This is a genomic window from Fuscovulum ytuae (assembly GCF_029953595.1).
GTDB classification, from domain to species: Bacteria; Pseudomonadota; Alphaproteobacteria; order Rhodobacterales; family Rhodobacteraceae; genus Paragemmobacter; species Paragemmobacter ytuae.
On sequence record NZ_CP124535.1, the window covers coordinates 2,014,584 to 2,029,679 of the forward strand.

The 15,096-nt window shown below is 63.9% G+C and carries 20 protein-coding genes; 12 read left to right on the forward strand and 8 right to left on the reverse strand.

Going from position 1 to position 15,096, the window contains the following annotated elements; all coding sequences use genetic code 11:
• Window positions 1-107 precede the first annotated feature (107 nt).
• From lgt to QF092_RS09740, 4 genes are all read left to right on the forward strand, one after another.
• Window positions 108-1,001, forward strand: a complete 894-nt coding sequence (gene lgt / locus QF092_RS09725; RefSeq protein WP_281463706.1) for a prolipoprotein diacylglyceryl transferase — start codon at window positions 108-110, stop codon at window positions 999-1,001.
• On the forward strand, window positions 998-2,062 hold the full coding sequence (locus QF092_RS09730; RefSeq protein ID WP_281463707.1) for a class I SAM-dependent methyltransferase: 1,065 nt from the start codon (window positions 998-1,000) through the stop codon (window positions 2,060-2,062). Before lgt ends, QF092_RS09730 begins: the two co-directional genes overlap by 4 nt.
• 2 nt (window positions 2,063-2,064) lie before the next feature.
• Window positions 2,065-2,814: a peptidoglycan editing factor PgeF gene (gene pgeF / locus QF092_RS09735; protein WP_281463708.1), complete on the forward strand. Its 750-nt coding sequence runs from the start codon at window positions 2,065-2,067 to the stop codon at window positions 2,812-2,814.
• A 271-nt stretch (window positions 2,815-3,085) separates the two neighbouring features.
• Window positions 3,086-3,238: a hypothetical protein gene (locus QF092_RS09740; RefSeq protein WP_281463709.1), complete on the forward strand. Its 153-nt coding sequence runs from the start codon at window positions 3,086-3,088 to the stop codon at window positions 3,236-3,238.
• Window positions 3,239-3,301: 63 nt separating this feature from the next.
• On the opposite strand, the gene QF092_RS09745 is transcribed toward QF092_RS09740, so the two are convergent.
• On the reverse strand, window positions 3,302-3,802 hold the full coding sequence (locus tag QF092_RS09745) for an Lrp/AsnC family transcriptional regulator (RefSeq protein WP_281463710.1): 501 nt from the start codon (window positions 3,800-3,802) through the stop codon (window positions 3,302-3,304).
• A gap of 225 nt (window positions 3,803-4,027) precedes the next feature.
• Here QF092_RS09745 and trxB point away from each other — a divergent pair, with 225 nt between their 5' ends.
• Window positions 4,028-4,966 carry a thioredoxin-disulfide reductase gene (trxB, locus tag QF092_RS09750; RefSeq protein ID WP_281463711.1) on the forward strand — a complete coding sequence of 313 codons (939 nt, stop codon included), beginning with the start codon at window positions 4,028-4,030 and terminating at the stop codon, window positions 4,964-4,966.
• 315 nt (window positions 4,967-5,281) lie between these two features.
• Entirely contained in the window at window positions 5,282-6,988 is a 1,707-nt protein-coding gene (locus tag QF092_RS09755) for a bifunctional sulfate adenylyltransferase/adenylylsulfate kinase (protein ID WP_281463712.1), read from the forward strand.
• A gap of 82 nt (window positions 6,989-7,070) precedes the next feature.
• Here the strand turns inward: QF092_RS09755 and QF092_RS09760 are convergent, their stop codons facing one another.
• Genes QF092_RS09760 through QF092_RS09770 form a run of 3 tightly spaced genes read right to left on the reverse strand, consistent with a single transcriptional unit; the run spans window position 7,071 to window position 8,393 of the window.
• Window positions 7,071-7,691 carry a YdeI/OmpD-associated family protein gene (locus QF092_RS09760; protein WP_281463713.1) on the reverse strand — a complete coding sequence of 207 codons (621 nt, stop codon included), beginning with the start codon at window positions 7,689-7,691 and terminating at the stop codon, window positions 7,071-7,073.
• Between the two features lie 39 nt (window positions 7,692-7,730).
• Entirely contained in the window at window positions 7,731-7,961 is a 231-nt protein-coding gene (locus tag QF092_RS09765; protein ID WP_281463714.1) for a DUF1150 family protein, read from the reverse strand.
• A gap of 9 nt (window positions 7,962-7,970) precedes the next feature.
• On the reverse strand, window positions 7,971-8,393 hold the full coding sequence (locus QF092_RS09770) for an Hsp20 family protein (RefSeq protein ID WP_281463715.1): 423 nt from the start codon (window positions 8,391-8,393) through the stop codon (window positions 7,971-7,973).
• A gap of 219 nt (window positions 8,394-8,612) precedes the next feature.
• On the opposite strand from QF092_RS09770, the gene QF092_RS09775 reads away from it, so the two are divergent.
• From QF092_RS09775 to QF092_RS09785, 3 genes are all read left to right on the forward strand, one after another.
• Complete coding sequence (locus tag QF092_RS09775) at window positions 8,613-8,831, forward strand: YdcH family protein (RefSeq protein WP_101919056.1); 219 nt, start codon at window positions 8,613-8,615, stop codon at window positions 8,829-8,831.
• Window positions 8,832-8,971: 140 nt separating this feature from the next.
• Window positions 8,972-9,457 (forward strand): 5-(carboxyamino)imidazole ribonucleotide mutase, encoded by a 486-nt coding sequence (purE, locus tag QF092_RS09780; RefSeq protein WP_281463716.1) that lies wholly within the window; start codon window positions 8,972-8,974, stop codon window positions 9,455-9,457.
• Window positions 9,450-10,517: a 5-(carboxyamino)imidazole ribonucleotide synthase gene (locus tag QF092_RS09785; RefSeq protein WP_281463717.1), complete on the forward strand. Its 1,068-nt coding sequence runs from the start codon at window positions 9,450-9,452 to the stop codon at window positions 10,515-10,517. Before purE ends, QF092_RS09785 begins: the two co-directional genes overlap by 8 nt.
• A gap of 21 nt (window positions 10,518-10,538) precedes the next feature.
• Here QF092_RS09785 and QF092_RS09790 read toward each other — a convergent pair whose 3' ends face one another.
• On the reverse strand, window positions 10,539-10,946 hold the full coding sequence (locus QF092_RS09790) for a low affinity iron permease family protein (RefSeq protein WP_281463718.1): 408 nt from the start codon (window positions 10,944-10,946) through the stop codon (window positions 10,539-10,541).
• On the reverse strand, window positions 10,943-11,662 hold the full coding sequence (locus QF092_RS09795; protein WP_281463719.1) for an alpha/beta fold hydrolase: 720 nt from the start codon (window positions 11,660-11,662) through the stop codon (window positions 10,943-10,945). The genes QF092_RS09790 and QF092_RS09795 overlap by 4 nt, the downstream gene beginning before the upstream one ends.
• A 206-nt stretch (window positions 11,663-11,868) precedes the next feature.
• On the opposite strand from QF092_RS09795, the gene QF092_RS09800 reads away from it, so the two are divergent.
• From QF092_RS09800 to QF092_RS09810, 3 genes are read left to right on the forward strand one after another with little or no spacing between them, the layout of a single operon-like run.
• A complete protein-coding gene (locus QF092_RS09800; RefSeq protein ID WP_281463720.1) occupies window positions 11,869-12,321 on the forward strand; it encodes an NUDIX domain-containing protein in 453 nt (150 codons plus the stop codon).
• Complete coding sequence (locus tag QF092_RS09805) at window positions 12,318-12,809, forward strand: GreA/GreB family elongation factor (RefSeq protein ID WP_281463721.1); 492 nt, start codon at window positions 12,318-12,320, stop codon at window positions 12,807-12,809. The genes QF092_RS09800 and QF092_RS09805 overlap by 4 nt, the downstream gene beginning before the upstream one ends.
• Entirely contained in the window at window positions 12,806-13,282 is a 477-nt protein-coding gene (locus tag QF092_RS09810; RefSeq protein WP_281463722.1) for a GNAT family N-acetyltransferase, read from the forward strand. Before QF092_RS09805 ends, QF092_RS09810 begins: the two co-directional genes overlap by 4 nt.
• On the opposite strand, the gene QF092_RS09815 is transcribed toward QF092_RS09810, so the two are convergent.
• Together QF092_RS09815 and QF092_RS09820 are read right to left on the reverse strand one after the other, a co-directional pair.
• Entirely contained in the window at window positions 13,254-14,093 is an 840-nt protein-coding gene (locus QF092_RS09815) for a DMT family transporter (RefSeq protein ID WP_281463723.1), read from the reverse strand. The genes QF092_RS09810 and QF092_RS09815 overlap by 29 nt on opposite strands.
• Window positions 14,090-14,995 (reverse strand): DMT family transporter, encoded by a 906-nt coding sequence (locus tag QF092_RS09820; protein WP_281463724.1) that lies wholly within the window; start codon window positions 14,993-14,995, stop codon window positions 14,090-14,092. Before QF092_RS09820 ends, QF092_RS09815 begins: the two co-directional genes overlap by 4 nt.
• Between the last annotated feature and the right edge of the window lie 101 nt (window positions 14,996-15,096).

Below are 15,096 nucleotides of genomic sequence, written 5' to 3' on the forward strand. Positions count from 1 at the left end.
GGGAGGGGGTCGCCCGCCACAGGCGCCCACGCGGGCGTGAGGGGTGCGCCAGTTGACTTCCTGCCCCCTTCCCCGGAAAACCACCGCCGACCGCACAAGGAAGCCGCATGTCTCCGATCCCCTTTCCCGACATCTCGCCCGAGATTTTTCGCATTGATCTTGGCGGCTTTTCCTTCGCCCTGCGCTGGTATGCGCTGGCCTATATCGTGGGGCTGGTCGCGGGGTGGAAACTAATCGCACGCATCGTCTCTTCCCCCCGACTCTGGCCCAAAGGCGCGCCGATGACGCCCGCGCAGGTGGAAAACCTGCTGACTTGGGTCATTCTTGGCGTTGTCCTAGGCGGGCGGCTTGGCTTTGCGCTTTTCTACCAGCCCGGCCATTACCTGCAAAACCCGCTGCAAATTCTGCGCATCTGGGAAGGCGGCATGTCCTTCCATGGCGGTTTCCTTGGTGTCGTGGTCGCGGGCATCTGGTTCTGCCGCCGCGAAGGCATACCGATGCTGTCCTTGGCCGACCTGATGGCCATCGTGGCTCCGATCGGCATCGGCCTAGGCCGCCTTGCGAACTTCATCAATGCCGAACTCTGGGGGCGCCCCACCACCCTACCTTGGGCTGTGGCCTTCCCCGGCGAGGCGGCGCAGACTTGCCCCGGCGTCGTGGGCCTTTGCGGGCGCCACCCGTCGCAGCTTTACGAGGCGGCGCTTGAAGGGCTGATCCTCTTCCTCGTCCTGCTTTATGTCACCTATCGCAAGGGGTGGCTTTCCACACCCGGGCGCATCGCGGGGCTGTTCTTCGCGGGCTATGGCGCGGGACGCTTTGTCGTGGAATTCGTCCGCCAGCCCGATGCGCAATTCGTCACCACAGGCAATCCGCTGGGCCTTGCCCTTCAGGTCGGCGGCTGGGGGCTGACGATGGGGCAGATCCTGTCGCTGCCGATGATCGCGGCAGGGGTCTGGTTCATCGCCCGCGCCCGTCGCAGCGCCAACCGATCCGCCCCATGACGGCGCTGGCCGCCCTCCTTGCGGCACGCATCGCGGCCATGGGGCCTGTGACGCTGGCCGACTACATGGCGGATTGCCTGCTCCACCCCCAACACGGCTATTACGCCACGCGCGATCCCTTTGGCAGGGGCGGCGACTTCACCACCGCACCGGAAATCAGCCAGATGTTTGGAGAACTTCTGGGCCTCTGCCTTGCGCAGTCATGGATTGACCAAGGCGCGCCCGCATCCTTCACGCTGGCGGAACTTGGTCCCGGTCGCGGCACGCTGATGGCCGATGCGCTCCGGGCCACACGCGGCGTGCCCGGGTTCCATGCGGCAGCGCAGGTGGTTCTGGTAGAGGCATCGGCCACCTTGCGGCAGGTGCAGCGCGCTACGCTGGGGGACCGTCCGATCTCATGGGCAAGCCGCGTTGAGGAGCTGCCGGATGCGCCACTCTTCCTGATGGCCAACGAATTCTTCGATGCCCTCCCGATCCGGCAATTCACCCGCGCCGGGGATGGCTGGGCCGAAACCGTGGTTGGGCTGGCGGGCGATCGGCTGGCGCTTGGCAAAAGCGCCCCCGCCCCGCTGGCCGCCCTGTCCCACCGTCTGGCCGATACCGCCGAAGGCGATATCGTCGAGCTATGCCCCGCCGCCGCCCCCATCACCCAACAGATCGGCGCGCGCATCGCCGCCCATGGCGGCGCGGCCCTGATCATCGACTATGGCGATTGGCGGTCCAAAGGGGACACGTTTCAGGCGCTGAAGGACCACCGTTTCACCGACCCGCTTGCCGAACCGGGCGAGGCCGATCTGACCGCCCATGTGGATTTCGAGGCGCTGGCCATGGCCGCCGCCCCAGCCCGTGCCAGCCGCATGATCCCGCAGGGCGTGCTTTTGGAGCGGCTGGGGATCGGCGCGCGGGCCGAACGTCTGGCGCGCGGGCTGACGGGGGCAGCGCTGCAATCTCACCTTGCCGCGCATCGCCGCTTGACCGAGGCCACCGAAATGGGTTCGCTGTTCAAGGCGCTGGCCCTTTACCCTTCCGCTTTCCCGCCCCCGCCCGGATTTGATGCGTAATCATGCTTGAAAAGATCACCTCCGACGCTCTGCCCGTGCATCACGGATTCTTCACCCGCAAGGGGGGGGCCTCGTCCGGCATCTTTGCCGGGTTGAACTGCGGCCCCGGATCGTCGGATCAGGCCGAGGTGGTGGCGATCAACCGCGCCCGCGTGGCCGAGGCGATGGGGGTGGGGCCGGATCACCTGATTTCTATCCATCAGGTGCATTCCCCCGATGTGATCCATGTCACCGCGCCCCTCACGGAACGCCCCCGCGCCGATGCAATGGTGACGGCAACGCCGGGCCTTGCGCTGGGGGTTCTGACCGCCGATTGCCAGCCTGTCCTTTTCGCCGATCCCAAGGCCGGGGTGATCGGCGCGGCCCATGCCGGATGGCGCGGCACCCGCGACGGGGTGCTGGAGGCGACGGTTGACGCCATGGTGACCCTTGGCGCGCGGCATGACGATATCGTCGCCGTGATCGGCCCCACGATCAGCCAGCCCTCCTATGAGGTCGGTCCCGAATTCTTTGAAACCTTCACCGATGACGACCGCGACAGCGCCCGCTTCTTCATCGCGGGCCAGAACGGGCGCTATCTGTTTGACCTGCCCGCCTTCGGCCTGTCGCGCCTGCGCGCGGCGGGTGTGGGCCATGCGGAATGGACGCGCCACTGCACCTATCGCGATTCGGAGCGATTCTTTTCCTACCGCCGCACCACCCATGCGGGTGAAGCGGATTACGGGCGCCTGATCTCGACCATCCGGCTGTGATTGCGGCGACAATCCGGCAAGCGGCTGCCACGGCATTGTCGCATTTGTGGAAACAACCACGCCCGATTGTTGCGATATTGGAAACACGATAAAAGATTCAATGCCTTAGCAGCCCACCTTTGGCATGGCAAAGCCGCCATAATTGGCCACCCATCCCCGCCACCCGACCCGCATTTTCTGCGTCATCAGCCCAAACCCTGCCGCAAACCGAGGGCAAATTTACCTCAACAGGGCAGCAGAGCCCGACACCCATCACGGACGGAGAGGGACGATGAAAAAGGAACGCCGCTGGTTGAAATCGGTGATCGCCGCCAGCCTTGAGCCGATGCCGAACCTGCCTTGGCAGCGCAACACCCGCCGCCGCCCCGAGGCGGTGAAGGCCGCCGCCACCCCCGCCAAACCGCGCGCCATCGCCGCGCGCTAATCCCGCACGACATGCAAAAAGGCCGGGCACCCTGCCCGGCCTTTGCCAATCCCGAACCCAGCCTCAGGCGCTGCGCGCCAACCGCGCCTCTAGCACGTCAAAGGGAACGCCCGGCTGATCCTTGGCGCAGCGGATCACAAGCGAGGTCTTCACCGTCGCCACATTTTCGGCCTTCAACAACTCGCCCGTCAGAAAGCTCTGGAAGGATGACAGGTCGGGGGCCACGCATTTCAGGATGAAGTCGATCTCGCCGTTCAGCATATGGCATTCGCGCACAAGCGGCCAGTTCCGGCAGCGTTCTTCAAAAGCCGACAGGTCGGCCTCGGCCTGGCTTTGCAGGCGGACCATGGCGAAAACCTGCACCTCGAACCCCAGTTCGCGCGCGTCGATATCGGCGTGATAGCCCTTGATATAGCCCGCCTCTTCCAGCGTGCGCACCCGCCGCAGACAAGGCGGGGCCGAGATGCCCACCCGCTTGGCCAGTTCCACATTCGTCATCCGCCCATCGGCCTGCAATTCGGCAAGGATGTGACGATCGATCGGGTCAAGCTTCGATCCGGCCATGGCGCGAGGTTCCCTTCTTCCGGTCTATTATCGCATACCGGATTGACCGTGTAGATAGGCCCGCCACGCCCTGCGCGCAATATTGTTTCAACGATGCGCAAGAAAAAATCGCCTTCGTTTCAAACAAACGATCAAAATCCGCGCAAACCGGCCATGCCCCGCGCACCCTTCCCCCCGCGCTGCGCTTTGCCTATATCGTGGGGCCAATCGTGAACGGGGGATAAGATGGGCGAGACGCGGCATACCAAGGTTCTGATCATCGGTTCGGGTCCGGCGGGCTATACAGCCGCCGTCTATGCCTCGCGCGCCATGCTGGAGCCGATCCTTGTCCAAGGCCTGCAACCCGGTGGGCAGCTGACCATCACGACCGAGGTCGAAAACTGGCCCGGTGACACCCATGTGCAGGGCCCCGATCTGATGGTGCGGATGGAAGAACATGCCCGCGCCATGGGGGCCGAGGTGATCACCGATTACATCACCAGCCTTGATCTGCAAAACCGCCCCTTCACGGCCCAGGGGGATAGCGGCACCACCTATACCGCCGATGCCGTGATCCTTGCCACGGGCGCACAGGCCAAATGGCTGGGCCTGCCGTCGGAGGAAAAATTCAAGGGCTTTGGCGTGTCTGCCTGCGCGACCTGCGACGGGTTCTTCTATCGCGGTAAAGAGGTCGTGGTGATCGGCGGCGGCAATACGGCGGTGGAAGAGGCGCTGTTCCTCACGAACTTCGCCACCAAGGTGACCGTGATCCACCGCCGCGACAGTTTCCGCGCCGAAAAGATCATGCAGGACCGCCTGTTCAAGAACCCGAAGGTCGAGGTGCTGTGGAACCACACCGTCGAAGAGGTGCTGGGCGACGAAACACCCCTTGGCGTGACCGCTGTCCGGGCGCGTAACGTGAATACGGGCGAGACGACGGATATCCCCTGTGCGGGCTTCTTCGTGGCGATTGGTCATTCGCCGGCCTCCGAACTGGTGAAGGACCAGCTTGAGATGCACAATGGCGGCTATGTGAAGGTGGAACCGGGATCGACCCGCACCTCTATCCCCGGTGTCTTTGCGGCGGGCGATCTGACCGACCATGTCTATCGTCAGGCTGTGACCAGCGCGGGCATGGGCTGCATGGCGGCACTCGATGCCGAACGCTGGCTGGCCGGTCACTGAGCCGGAAATTTCTGACGCAGAAATTTCCCCGGAATTTGACACAAATTCCGGCCCCGTTTTCTGTATCAGAAAACGGCGCGGTTTCTGGGTAACGATGCGCTGATCTGGGCGCAGGGCAAAGGGCGAAACACCCTCCACCCCTCGACCCAGCCTCTGGAACAGCGTTCCATCCCGCGCGGAAAGCGCGGCATTTCTGCCCTATTCGCCTGCGTTAACCCTTGTTTGCTGGAAATCCGTTCGCCAAAGGCGTAAAGCGCGCCGCGACAGGCGGGGCCGTTCCCGCCCCGCGCGTATCGCACCAGAGGCCCGTTTCGCATGACGCTTTCCAATACCGCCCCTATTCCCGAACTCTATATCTCGCATGAGTCTGCGCTGAAGATGAAACACGAGGCGGCGGCGCTGCCCTCATGGGACCTGACCCCGCGTCAGATCTGCGATCTGGAGCTTTTGATGAATGGGGGCTTCCATCCCCTCAAGGGTTTCCAGTCCGAAGCCGATTACAACGGCACCGTGGAAAACATGCGCACCGCCGATGGCACGCTTTGGCCGATCCCGGTGACACTCGATGTGTCACAGGCCTTTGCCGATAAGGTGGAACCCGGTCAGGACATCGCGCTGCGCGATCAGGAAGGCGTCATCCTTGCGATCCTGTCGATCAGCGACAAATGGGTGCCCAACAAGGCACGTGAGGCGGAATTGGTTTTCGGCGCGGATGACCTTGCCCATCCTGCGGTGAACTATCTGCACAACGTGGCAGGGCCCGTCTATCTGGGCGGCCCGATCATCGGCATCCAGCAGCCCGTGCATTACGATTTCCGCGCCCGCCGCGACACGCCGAATGAGTTGCGCGCCTTCTTCCGCAAGATGGGCTGGCGCCGCATCGTGGCCTTCCAGACCCGCAACCCGCTGCACCGCGCGCATCAGGAACTCACCTTCCGCGCCGCGAAAGAGGCCGAAGCCAATCTTCTGATCCATCCGGTCGTTGGCATGACAAAGCCCGGCGACGTGGACCATTTCACCCGTGTCCGCTGCTATGAGGCGGTGCTGGACAAATACCCCACCTCCACCACCCACCTAAGCTTGCTGAACCTTGCCATGCGCATGGCCGGCCCGCGCGAGGCGGTCTGGCACGCCATCATCCGCAAGAACCACGGCCTGACCCATTTCATCGTGGGCCGCGATCACGCAGGCCCCGGCAAGAACTCTCAAGGCAAGGATTTCTACGATCCCTATGCCGCGCAGGAACTTGTGGCGCAGCATCAAAAGGAAATCGGCATCGAAATGGTCGATTTCAAACAGATGGTCTTTGTGCAGGAAAAGGCCCAATATTATCCGGTGGATGAAGTTCCGGCAGGGTCCACCGTGCTGGACATTTCCGGCACCGAATTGCGCCGCCGCCTGCGCGAAGGGCTGGAGATTCCGGACTGGTTCTCGTTCCCCGAAGTGGTCAAAGAGTTGCGCCGCACCTCGCCGCCCCGGTCCAAGCAGGGCTTTACCGTGTTCTTCACCGGCCTCTCCGGTTCGGGCAAATCCACCATCGCCAACGCGCTGATGGTCAAGCTGATGGAAATGGGCGGGCGCCCGGTCACGCTTTTGGATGGCGACGTGGTCCGCAAGCACCTGTCGTCTGAGCTGGGCTTCAGCAAGGAGCACCGCGACATCAACATCCGCCGCATCGGCTATGTTGCAAGCGAGATCACCAAGAACGGCGGGATCGCCATCTGCGCCCCGATCGCGCCCTATACCGCCACGCGGCGGGCCGTGCGCGAGATGATCGAAGCCTTTGGCGCCTTCATCGAGGTGCATGTGGCAACCAGCATCGAGGAATGCGAAAAGCGCGACCGCAAGGGGCTTTATAAGCTCGCCCGTGAAGGCAAGATCAAGGAATTCACCGGGATTTCCGACCCCTACGAAGCGCCCGACGCGCCCGAATTGCGGGTGGATACCGAAGGCACCGACGTCGATTACTGCGCCCAGCAGGTGATCCTGAAGCTGGAAGCGATGGGTCTGATCAAGGCGTGATGGCAAGCGGCGGGGTTCACCCCGCCTCGGCCCAAGAGACAAAGGCCCTGCCCTCTGGCGGGGCCTTTCGCGTTCAGACGGCCTAGCGTTCCGTCGCGCCCTTACCTGCCATGATCTTCGCGCGAAACCCTGCGATCCGCCGGACCCGCGTCTCGGCCCCCTTGGCCCCATTCAGGTTGATGACATAACTTCTTTGACGCCCCGGTGTCAGCGCGTGGAAGGCCTCGGCAAGCTCTGGGTCCATAGCCAACGCCTCCACCAATTCATCGGGCAAGATGATATCGTCTGCGGCCTTGGGCATGCGTCGCCCGGCTGCGGCATGACCCATCGCCTCGTTCAGATAGGCCCGGATCACAGGAGCCAGCGCCGCGACCCGTGACGCATCGGTAAAGCGGATCATGTCAGGATGGCGCGTGTTCGGCCCTTGCCGTTCCAGAATCTGATCGGGATCCGTCATCAACCCCGCCTCAAAGAAGTTCAGCCGGAAGTCACCCCGCAAGGCCCCGATCAGCACCACATTCCGCCCGGCATGGACATAGCAGGGATGGCCCCATTTCACCGTCTCTTCCAACCCTGCGGCAAGGCAAAGCTGTCGCAGCGCAGCCACGCCCGAACCCCAGCGCAGGGCAGAACAGTCCGCCGTATCAAAGCGCGCGCAACGCCCGCAGCCTTTGGCGAAATAGTCCTCAATCTCGGTGATCATACGCCACCCGTAGGGGGGGGGTACACCCCGCAGCCCCCTTCAATGCACGTTCACCGGCGCCAGATCATTCTGCCGCGCCAGTGCGAAGGCCAGCGCGCGATCCTTGACCAGCGCCAGCCGGTCGCCACCTGCCGCATCATGCAGCGCATAGATCGTCTGCAAACCGCCCGCATGGGCCTGCACCTCGGCGGGCAGGTCGGCCACCTTCACGGGGCGAACATAGACGATCCGCGCACCGCCTTCAGGGAAACCTTCGAATTTCACATCCATGGCACTTCCTCACTTCCGACCGGGACGCGAACTGATGGCGATGGTCTGCACGACCGTTTCGGGGATCGCCCGTTTCAGGTCGATATGCAAAAGCCCATGCTCCATGCTGGCCCCCGCCACCTCGACCCCATCAGCAAGGACAAAACTGCGCTGAAAGGCGCGGCTTGCGATGCCGCGATGCAGATAGACCCGCTCGCCCACTTCTTCGGCCTGACGACCGCGCACGACAAGCTGTCGATCCTCGACCGTGATGGCCAGATCATCCTCGCGGAACCCTGCTACAGCCAGCGTGATGCGGTACGCGTTTTCCGAAGTCGCCTCGATATTGAACGGCGGATAGCCTTCCGAGGATTTGGCGGTGCGTTCCACCAGACGTTCCAGCTGTTCAAAGCCCAGCAGGAAAGGATGGGTGCCAAAGGTTAGTTTCGTCATCGGTCATGCCCTTCGTCAAAGCGACATTCCCGGCGGCCCCGGTCACGGCAACCGCCAGCCCCTGAAATATGGGGCGCGCATTGCAGGGCTGCAAGTCCCCCTGATGGGAAGGAAGGATGCGGATTTCCGCGTTTTTCAGACAGATTCCTTCCCGCAAGGCCAGAGAATCACTATATTGATGAAAGGGAAGAAGAAGCCACTCACGCCAAAGGCAAGGCCATGAACGCGCCCAGCGAAATGAACTTCGAAGACATGCTCCGCGTCCGTCTGGAAGTGCTCAAGCGCGAGCATCGCGATCTTGATGAAGCAATCCATGCACTTGAAACCGCCGGGCGGCCCGATCAGTTGACCCTGCGGCGGCTGAAAAAGCAAAAGCTCGCGTTGAAAGACCAGATCGTGAAGCTGGAAGACCAGCTTATCCCCGACATCATCGCCTGACAGGGCGGATGGGCCGGATGGCCCGTCCTACCTTACAACCGAGGCCTTTAGGAGGGGCCATGTGGCCCGTCAGTCCGGCAGGCTTGCCCCCGCGCCCCAATCCTCTATACCCGCCAAAATAACGCAATCCGGGGGCGCGCATGGCCATCGACGTTGGAATCATCATGGGGTCGCAATCCGACTGGGCCACGATGAAGGAAGCCGCCGCCATCCTTGAAGAGCTTGGCATCACATATGAGGCCAAGATCGTCTCGGCCCATCGCACGCCCGACCGGCTTTGGTCCTATGGCAAGACCGCCGCCGAACGGGGGCTGAAGGTCATCATTGCGGGCGCAGGCGGGGCCGCGCATCTGCCGGGCATGATGGCGTCAAAGACCCGCCTCCCCGTGATCGGCGTTCCGGTTCAGACCAAGGCCCTTTCCGGTGTCGACAGCCTTTATTCCATCGTGCAGATGCCCAAGGGATTTCCGGTGGCCACCATGGCGATAGGTGCTGCCGGGGCCACCAATGCAGGGCTGATGGCGGCGGGCATCCTTGCCCTTGCCGACCCTGCGCTGGCCCAGCGCCTGCAGGCGTGGCGTGACGCGCTTTCTGCCTCTATCCCAGAGGAGCCCTCGGATGACTGATCCCCTGCCCATGGGCGCGACCATCGGCATCCTTGGCGGTGGCCAGTTGGGGCGCATGTTGTCGGTCGCAGCCTCTCGCCTTGGCTTTCGCAGCCATATTTTTGAGCCCAGCGCCAACCCGCCCGCCGCCCATGTGGCAGACCGCGTCACCACCGCCGCCTATGACGATCTTGCCGCGCTGGCGGCCTTTGCCGCATCGGTCGATGTGGTGACCTATGAGTTCGAGAATATCCCTACCGCCGCACTTGATGTGTTAGAGGCGACGCATCCCATCCGCCCGAACCGCCGCGCGCTGGCCGTCAGTCAGGACCGCATCGCCGAAAAGGATTTCCTCACCTCGCTCGGCCTGACAACCGCGCCATATGCGGCGGTGCAGACGCTTGATGATCTCCGCCAAGCCATCGCCCGGATCGGAACGCCCGCGATCCTGAAAACCACGCGGCTCGGCTATGACGGCAAGGGGCAGGCCCGCCTGCACAGCCCCGCCGATGCCGAGGTGGCACTGGCCGCCATGCAGGGCGCGCCTGCCGTCCTTGAAGGTTTCATCGATTTCTCCCACGAGGTTTCCGTCATCGCCGCCCGCGGGGCCGATGGATCGGTCGCCTGCTATGACCCCGGCGAGAATGTCCACAAGGACGGCATTCTTGCCACCACCACCATCCCCGCCCGCCTCTCGCCCGGCCAGCGCACGGATGCCATCCTTCTGGCCGCCCGCATCCTCAATGCGCTGGATTATGTGGGCGTCATGGGGGTGGAGCTTTTTGTCACCTCCTCCGGCCTGATCGTGAACGAAATTGCGCCGCGCGTGCATAATTCCGGCCATTGGACGCAGAATGGCTGCGCGGTGGACCAGTTCGAACAGCATATCCGTGCCGTGGCAGGCTGGCCCTTGGGCGACGGGTCGCGCCATTCCGATGTGGTGATGGAAAACCTCATCGGGGATGACATCCTGCGCGTGCCCGCCATTGCCAAAGAGCGCAACGCAGCACTTCACCTCTATGGCAAGGCCGAGGCGCGGCCGGGCCGCAAGATGGGCCATGTGAACCGGATCGTCGGCTAAGGCCCCGGACAGGGGCAAGCCTCACGCCTCTGGCGTATCCGTATCCACCCCGCCCTGCGCCAGCTTTGCCCGCGCGCTTGCCGCCAGCCGCTCATAACGGCTGCGGAAGGCCTCGATCTGCTTTTCGTCCAACTCTTCCAGATCCATCAGCGCGTTATGCGCGCCCGCCGTGGCCCGGATCAATTCGTCCAGCTTCAACTGGATCGCCGCCGTGTCGCGATTCTGGGTGTTCTGGATCAGAAAGACCATGAGGAAGGTCACGATCGTGGTGCCGGTGTTAATGACCAACTGCCATGTATCGGAAAAGCCGAAGATCGGCCCCGTAACGATCCATGTGACGATCACGCCCAGCGCCAGCAGAAAGGTCGATGGCCGACCCGTCCAGCGCGACACCCGTTTGGAAATGCCGCCGTAAAAATCTGCGTTCATGGCCCCCCCAGCCGTTCCACCGCCGCGCCATAGCCGATGCCGGGGTCGAATTTCCCGTGGCGCAGGAATTCCACCGCCTCGGCGATGACGACGGGGTTCATCATCATGAATGTGTGGGTCACAGGCAGCACGATATGGTCGGTCATGCCCCGCAGGCGCGTGCTTTCAACCGATACCTTGCCGTCATCCGCCCCCGGAATGACGCTTGAATAGATCGGGTTCAGCGACCGGTCGCCTGCGATCACGCCAAGCTCGTAATCCGGCAAAGGCAGCGCCTTGGGCATCGATCCCGCCCCGGTGCCAAGTTCCATCCCCGCCGGGCCGTTTACCCATTCAAAAGCCCCGATATCGCCAAAGGCATCCACCAGTTCCGATCCACCATTGGGCGGGGCCAGCATCACCACCCGCCCCATCACCTGTGGTCGATGCAGGGCCAGCCAGCCCCGCGCAAGGATGCCACCCATGGAATGGGTGACGAAATGCACCCGCTCCGCCCCGCATTCCGCCACTGCTGCGCCGACGCGGGGGATAAGCTCTTCAATTGGAAACTCTGTCGATGGATAGCCTTCGTTCACCACGTGATAGCCCTGCGCCTCCAAGGCCGCCGCCATCGGCACAAGCGATGTAGAGGTCCGCGCCAGACCATGCAGCAGCACCACGCAATCCGCCTGCACCGGCGTGGCCAGAAGGAAAAGGGGAAATACCAGCCGGATCATGGGGCAAGATTACCCCGGCCATGACAAAAGGCCAAATCCCAAGCGCGCGATCCTGCCCCTTCATCTTGGCCCAAATACTCATCTGCCGCCCTGTCCGCCCGCGCCGCCGCATCCGGCCGGGAAACCCGCCCATGCGAAGCCCGGACCGTCGCAGAATACCCGCATTCCCATTTACAAACCCACCGCCCCGCGCCACGCTGCGGCCCATGCCCTATCGCCCGCACCGCATCGCCGCCCGCGCCCTGATCCTGCACGAGGACCGCCTTCTCCTCGTCAATGCCTATCCGTCCGGCAAATCCGATCTCTGGTGCGCGCCCGGCGGAGGGCTGAATTCCGGCCAGTCGATCCCCGACAATCTCGCCCGTGAGGTGATGGAAGAGACGGGCCTCACCATCGCCGTCCATGCCCCGGCCATGGTCAATGAATTCCACGACCCGGCAACCGGCTTTCACCAGATCGACCTCTTCTTCCATGCCACGATCACGGGCGGCAGCCTTGATCCGCGCTGGAAAGACCCCGAAGGCATCGTCACCGATCGCCATTTCTTCAGCCGCGAAGACCTGACCCTTGGGCGCATCCGGTTCAAGCCCGACAGCCTGCCCGCCGCTGCATGGGGGGACGTGCCGCTTTATGACCCGTTGGAGCGGATCGTCCGATGAGCCGCGCCTTCGTCAAGGAAGGCGATGGCGCGCTTGACCCCCTGCCCGATCTGCCGATCTCGCCCTATCCCAACCATGTCACCCCTACGGGCCTTGCGGCGCTCCATTCCCGCCTGCGCGACACACAGGCACGTCTGGCCGCCCTGAAAGCCCGCCCTGACAGGCTGGACAAACTCCCCGAGGCCGCTGCCGAACGCGACATCCGCTATCTTGAGGCGCGCCTGCGCTCGGCCATCCTGATCGACCCGGCCACCTTTCCCCTGACCGAGGTCGCCTTTGGCCTGATCGTCACCGTCCTTGATGACGAAGGCCGCGAACAGCGCTTTCAGATCACGGGCGAGGATGAGGCCGATCCCCCGCAGGGCAGGATTTCCCCGCAATCCCCGCTTGCTCGGATATTGATAGGTGCGTCGGTCGGGGATGTGGTAACTTGGGTAAAGCCGTCGGGTAGGACGGAACTTGAGGTCATCACCATAGCCCATCCATGATCCGGCCCCTCTTCCCCGAAACCGACCTGCCCGCCGTCGCCATCTTTCTGCAAGAGGCGGCGGATTACTACATCCTCGCCGATGGCGAGGCCCCCGGCCCCTCGGCCGCACGAGAGTATTTCACCGATTGCCCGCCGGGCTGCGATCCGACGCAATCCATTCGGCTGGGTCTGTTCCGCGAAAGTCGGCTGGCAGGGCTTGCAGAACTCAGTTTCGGGTTTCCTGCACCGGGGGATGCCTATCTCGGCCTTCTGATCCTTGCCCCTTGGGTGCGCGGCCAAGGTCACGGCGCGCGAATGCTTTCGCATATCGAGGATCTGTCGCGTGCGGCGGGCGCCCCTGCCCTTTATCTCGCCGTGCTCGAGTCCAATCCCCGCGGCCGCACCTTCTGGGAACGCGAAGGCTTCCGCCCCACCGGGGTCACCCGGCACGACGGCCGCAACCTCATCCATCGCCTTTCAAAGCCGCTCTAGGCAGGCTGGCCAGCAGCACGCCCCCCAGAACCAGCGCCGCCGCCAGCGCAAAGCGCCAGCCGACACCCTCCCCGATCAGCACAGCCCCGCCCGCTGCCGCGATCAATGGCACCGTCAGCTGCGCCACCCCCGCACGCGCGGCCCCCAGTGCAGGCAGCACGGCATACCACAGCGCATAGCCAAGGCCCGACGTGACGGCCCCCGACAGCACCGCCAGCACGACGCCCCAAGCCGTAACCGCCTCAAACTCCACCCCAACCGCCAGCGCCACCCCCGCCGCCGGGATCAGCGCCAGCGCGAAATTTCCCGCCGTTGCCGCCAGCGCATCCCGCGCCCCGCGCCCGGCCAATGAATAGATGCCCCAGCCCAGACCCGCCGCCGCCATGGCGGCAAAGCCCGTCCAAGCCCCACCTGCCGGGGCCACCAGCACGGCCAGCCCCGCCAAGGCCAGCCCCGCCCCCGCCCAGCGCCGCATGGGCACCGCCTCGCCCGACAGCAGCGCACCGCCGAACATCGTCATCTGCACGACACCAAACAGGATCAGCGCCCCGGTCCCCGCATCCAGATGCCCATAGGCCAGCGAAAAGCCGAACAGATAGACCGCCAGCCCCGCCACGCCTGCAATCGTCGCCCCGCGCCAGCCCCGCCCCCGGATCGCGACCAGCGCCAACAGAACCACCGCCCCTGCCAGCAGACGGATCAGCGCAAACTCCACCGCCCCGATCTCGCCCGCGCCAACCGCCAGACGGTTCAAAACCGAATTTGCCGCGAAGGCCACCATCACCAGCGCGGTCAGCAAAAACAGTCTCATGCCCGCGCCTTTGCGGGGGGCGACGAGGTGGCAAAAAGAACGCCCCCCAGCGCGATGGGAAAGCCGATCAGATGAAAAGCCTCCAACCGCTCGCCCAGAAAGACCACGGCCAAGCCTGCGCCGAAGACGGGCATCAGATGCAGGAAAAAGACCGACCGCGACGGTCCGATCCGCGCCACGGCAGCATTATAGGACAAGAGCGCAACGACAGATGCAAAGATGCCTGTATACAGCACCGACCCGATCCCCGCCGCCGTCAGCGGCACGCTCATCCCCTGCGCCACCTCCCACAGATGCAAGGGCAGGATGAACCCCGCCCCCATCACGGCAATGAAAAAGGTCAGACCCACCGGCGACAGTGCCTTGGGCTTGAACTTCAGCAGCACCGAATACAGCCCCCAGACCACCAGCGCCGCCAAAATCCACGCATCCCCAACATTGAAATGCAGGTCCAACAGTCGCCCCGGATCGCCCCGCGCAATGATGAAGGCCACGCCGCAGAAACTTACCCCGATCCCCGCCGCCTGCCGCGCCGTCAACCTTTCGCGCAAGACAATCCATGCGATGATGACGATGAAAACAGGCATCGTCGCGCTAACCAGCAGGGCGTTGATCGCCTCTGTCGAATGCAGGCCGATATAGGTCATCGACTGGAACATCGCCGCCGACAGCAGGGCCATCCCCGCGACCAGTGGCAGATGCGCCCGCACCACCGCCCAATCCGACCGCAGCCGCGACCAGCCAAATGGCAAAAGGATCATCGCCGCCAAGGCCCAGCGCCAGAAGGTCAGGCCGAATGGTGGGACGTCGGCGCGGATCGCCCGCCCCAGCACCCAATTGCCCGCCCAACACAGCGACGCCAACGCCGCCAGCCCCGCTGCGATCATGAAATTCCTGTTCATGGCGCGCAGCCTAACGCCGCCACGGGAAAGGCAAAAGCCCCCTTCATCTTGGCCCAAATACTCAAATAAACCGTCGCCCCCCCGCGCAACGCAGGGCAGGA

Bases quoted from the DNA above. Each gene is read 5' to 3' on its own strand.
- QF092_RS09785 (WP_281463717.1), top strand. From the start codon at position 9,450: ATGACTGATCCCCTGCCCATGGGCGCGACCATCGGCATCCTTGGCGGT.
- QF092_RS09790 (WP_281463718.1), bottom strand. From the start codon at position 10,946: ATGAACGCAGATTTTTACGGCGGCATTTCCAAACGGGTGTCGCGCTGG.
- QF092_RS09775 (WP_101919056.1), top strand. From the start codon at position 8,613: ATGAACGCGCCCAGCGAAATGAACTTCGAAGACATGCTCCGCGTCCGT.
- QF092_RS09800 (WP_281463720.1), top strand. From the start codon at position 11,869: ATGCCCTATCGCCCGCACCGCATCGCCGCCCGCGCCCTGATCCTGCAC.
- trxB (WP_281463711.1), top strand. From the start codon at position 4,028: ATGGGCGAGACGCGGCATACCAAGGTTCTGATCATCGGTTCGGGTCCG.
- QF092_RS09740 (WP_281463709.1), top strand. From the start codon at position 3,086: ATGAAAAAGGAACGCCGCTGGTTGAAATCGGTGATCGCCGCCAGCCTT.
- QF092_RS09820 (WP_281463724.1), bottom strand. From the start codon at position 14,995: ATGAACAGGAATTTCATGATCGCAGCGGGGCTGGCGGCGTTGGCGTCG.
- purE (WP_281463716.1), top strand. From the start codon at position 8,972: ATGGCCATCGACGTTGGAATCATCATGGGGTCGCAATCCGACTGGGCC.
- QF092_RS09815 (WP_281463723.1), bottom strand. From the start codon at position 14,093: ATGAGACTGTTTTTGCTGACCGCGCTGGTGATGGTGGCCTTCGCGGCA.
- QF092_RS09795 (WP_281463719.1), bottom strand. From the start codon at position 11,662: ATGATCCGGCTGGTATTTCCCCTTTTCCTTCTGGCCACGCCGGTGCAG.
- lgt (WP_281463706.1), top strand. From the start codon at position 108: ATGTCTCCGATCCCCTTTCCCGACATCTCGCCCGAGATTTTTCGCATT.
- QF092_RS09805 (WP_281463721.1), top strand. From the start codon at position 12,318: ATGAGCCGCGCCTTCGTCAAGGAAGGCGATGGCGCGCTTGACCCCCTG.
- QF092_RS09745 (WP_281463710.1), bottom strand. From the start codon at position 3,802: ATGGCCGGATCGAAGCTTGACCCGATCGATCGTCACATCCTTGCCGAA.
- pgeF (WP_281463708.1), top strand. From the start codon at position 2,065: ATGCTTGAAAAGATCACCTCCGACGCTCTGCCCGTGCATCACGGATTC.
- QF092_RS09755 (WP_281463712.1), top strand. From the start codon at position 5,282: ATGACGCTTTCCAATACCGCCCCTATTCCCGAACTCTATATCTCGCAT.
- QF092_RS09760 (WP_281463713.1), bottom strand. From the start codon at position 7,691: ATGATCACCGAGATTGAGGACTATTTCGCCAAAGGCTGCGGGCGTTGC.
- QF092_RS09770 (WP_281463715.1), bottom strand. From the start codon at position 8,393: ATGACGAAACTAACCTTTGGCACCCATCCTTTCCTGCTGGGCTTTGAA.
- QF092_RS09765 (WP_281463714.1), bottom strand. From the start codon at position 7,961: ATGGATGTGAAATTCGAAGGTTTCCCTGAAGGCGGTGCGCGGATCGTC.
- QF092_RS09810 (WP_281463722.1), top strand. From the start codon at position 12,806: ATGATCCGGCCCCTCTTCCCCGAAACCGACCTGCCCGCCGTCGCCATC.
- QF092_RS09730 (WP_281463707.1), top strand. From the start codon at position 998: ATGACGGCGCTGGCCGCCCTCCTTGCGGCACGCATCGCGGCCATGGGG.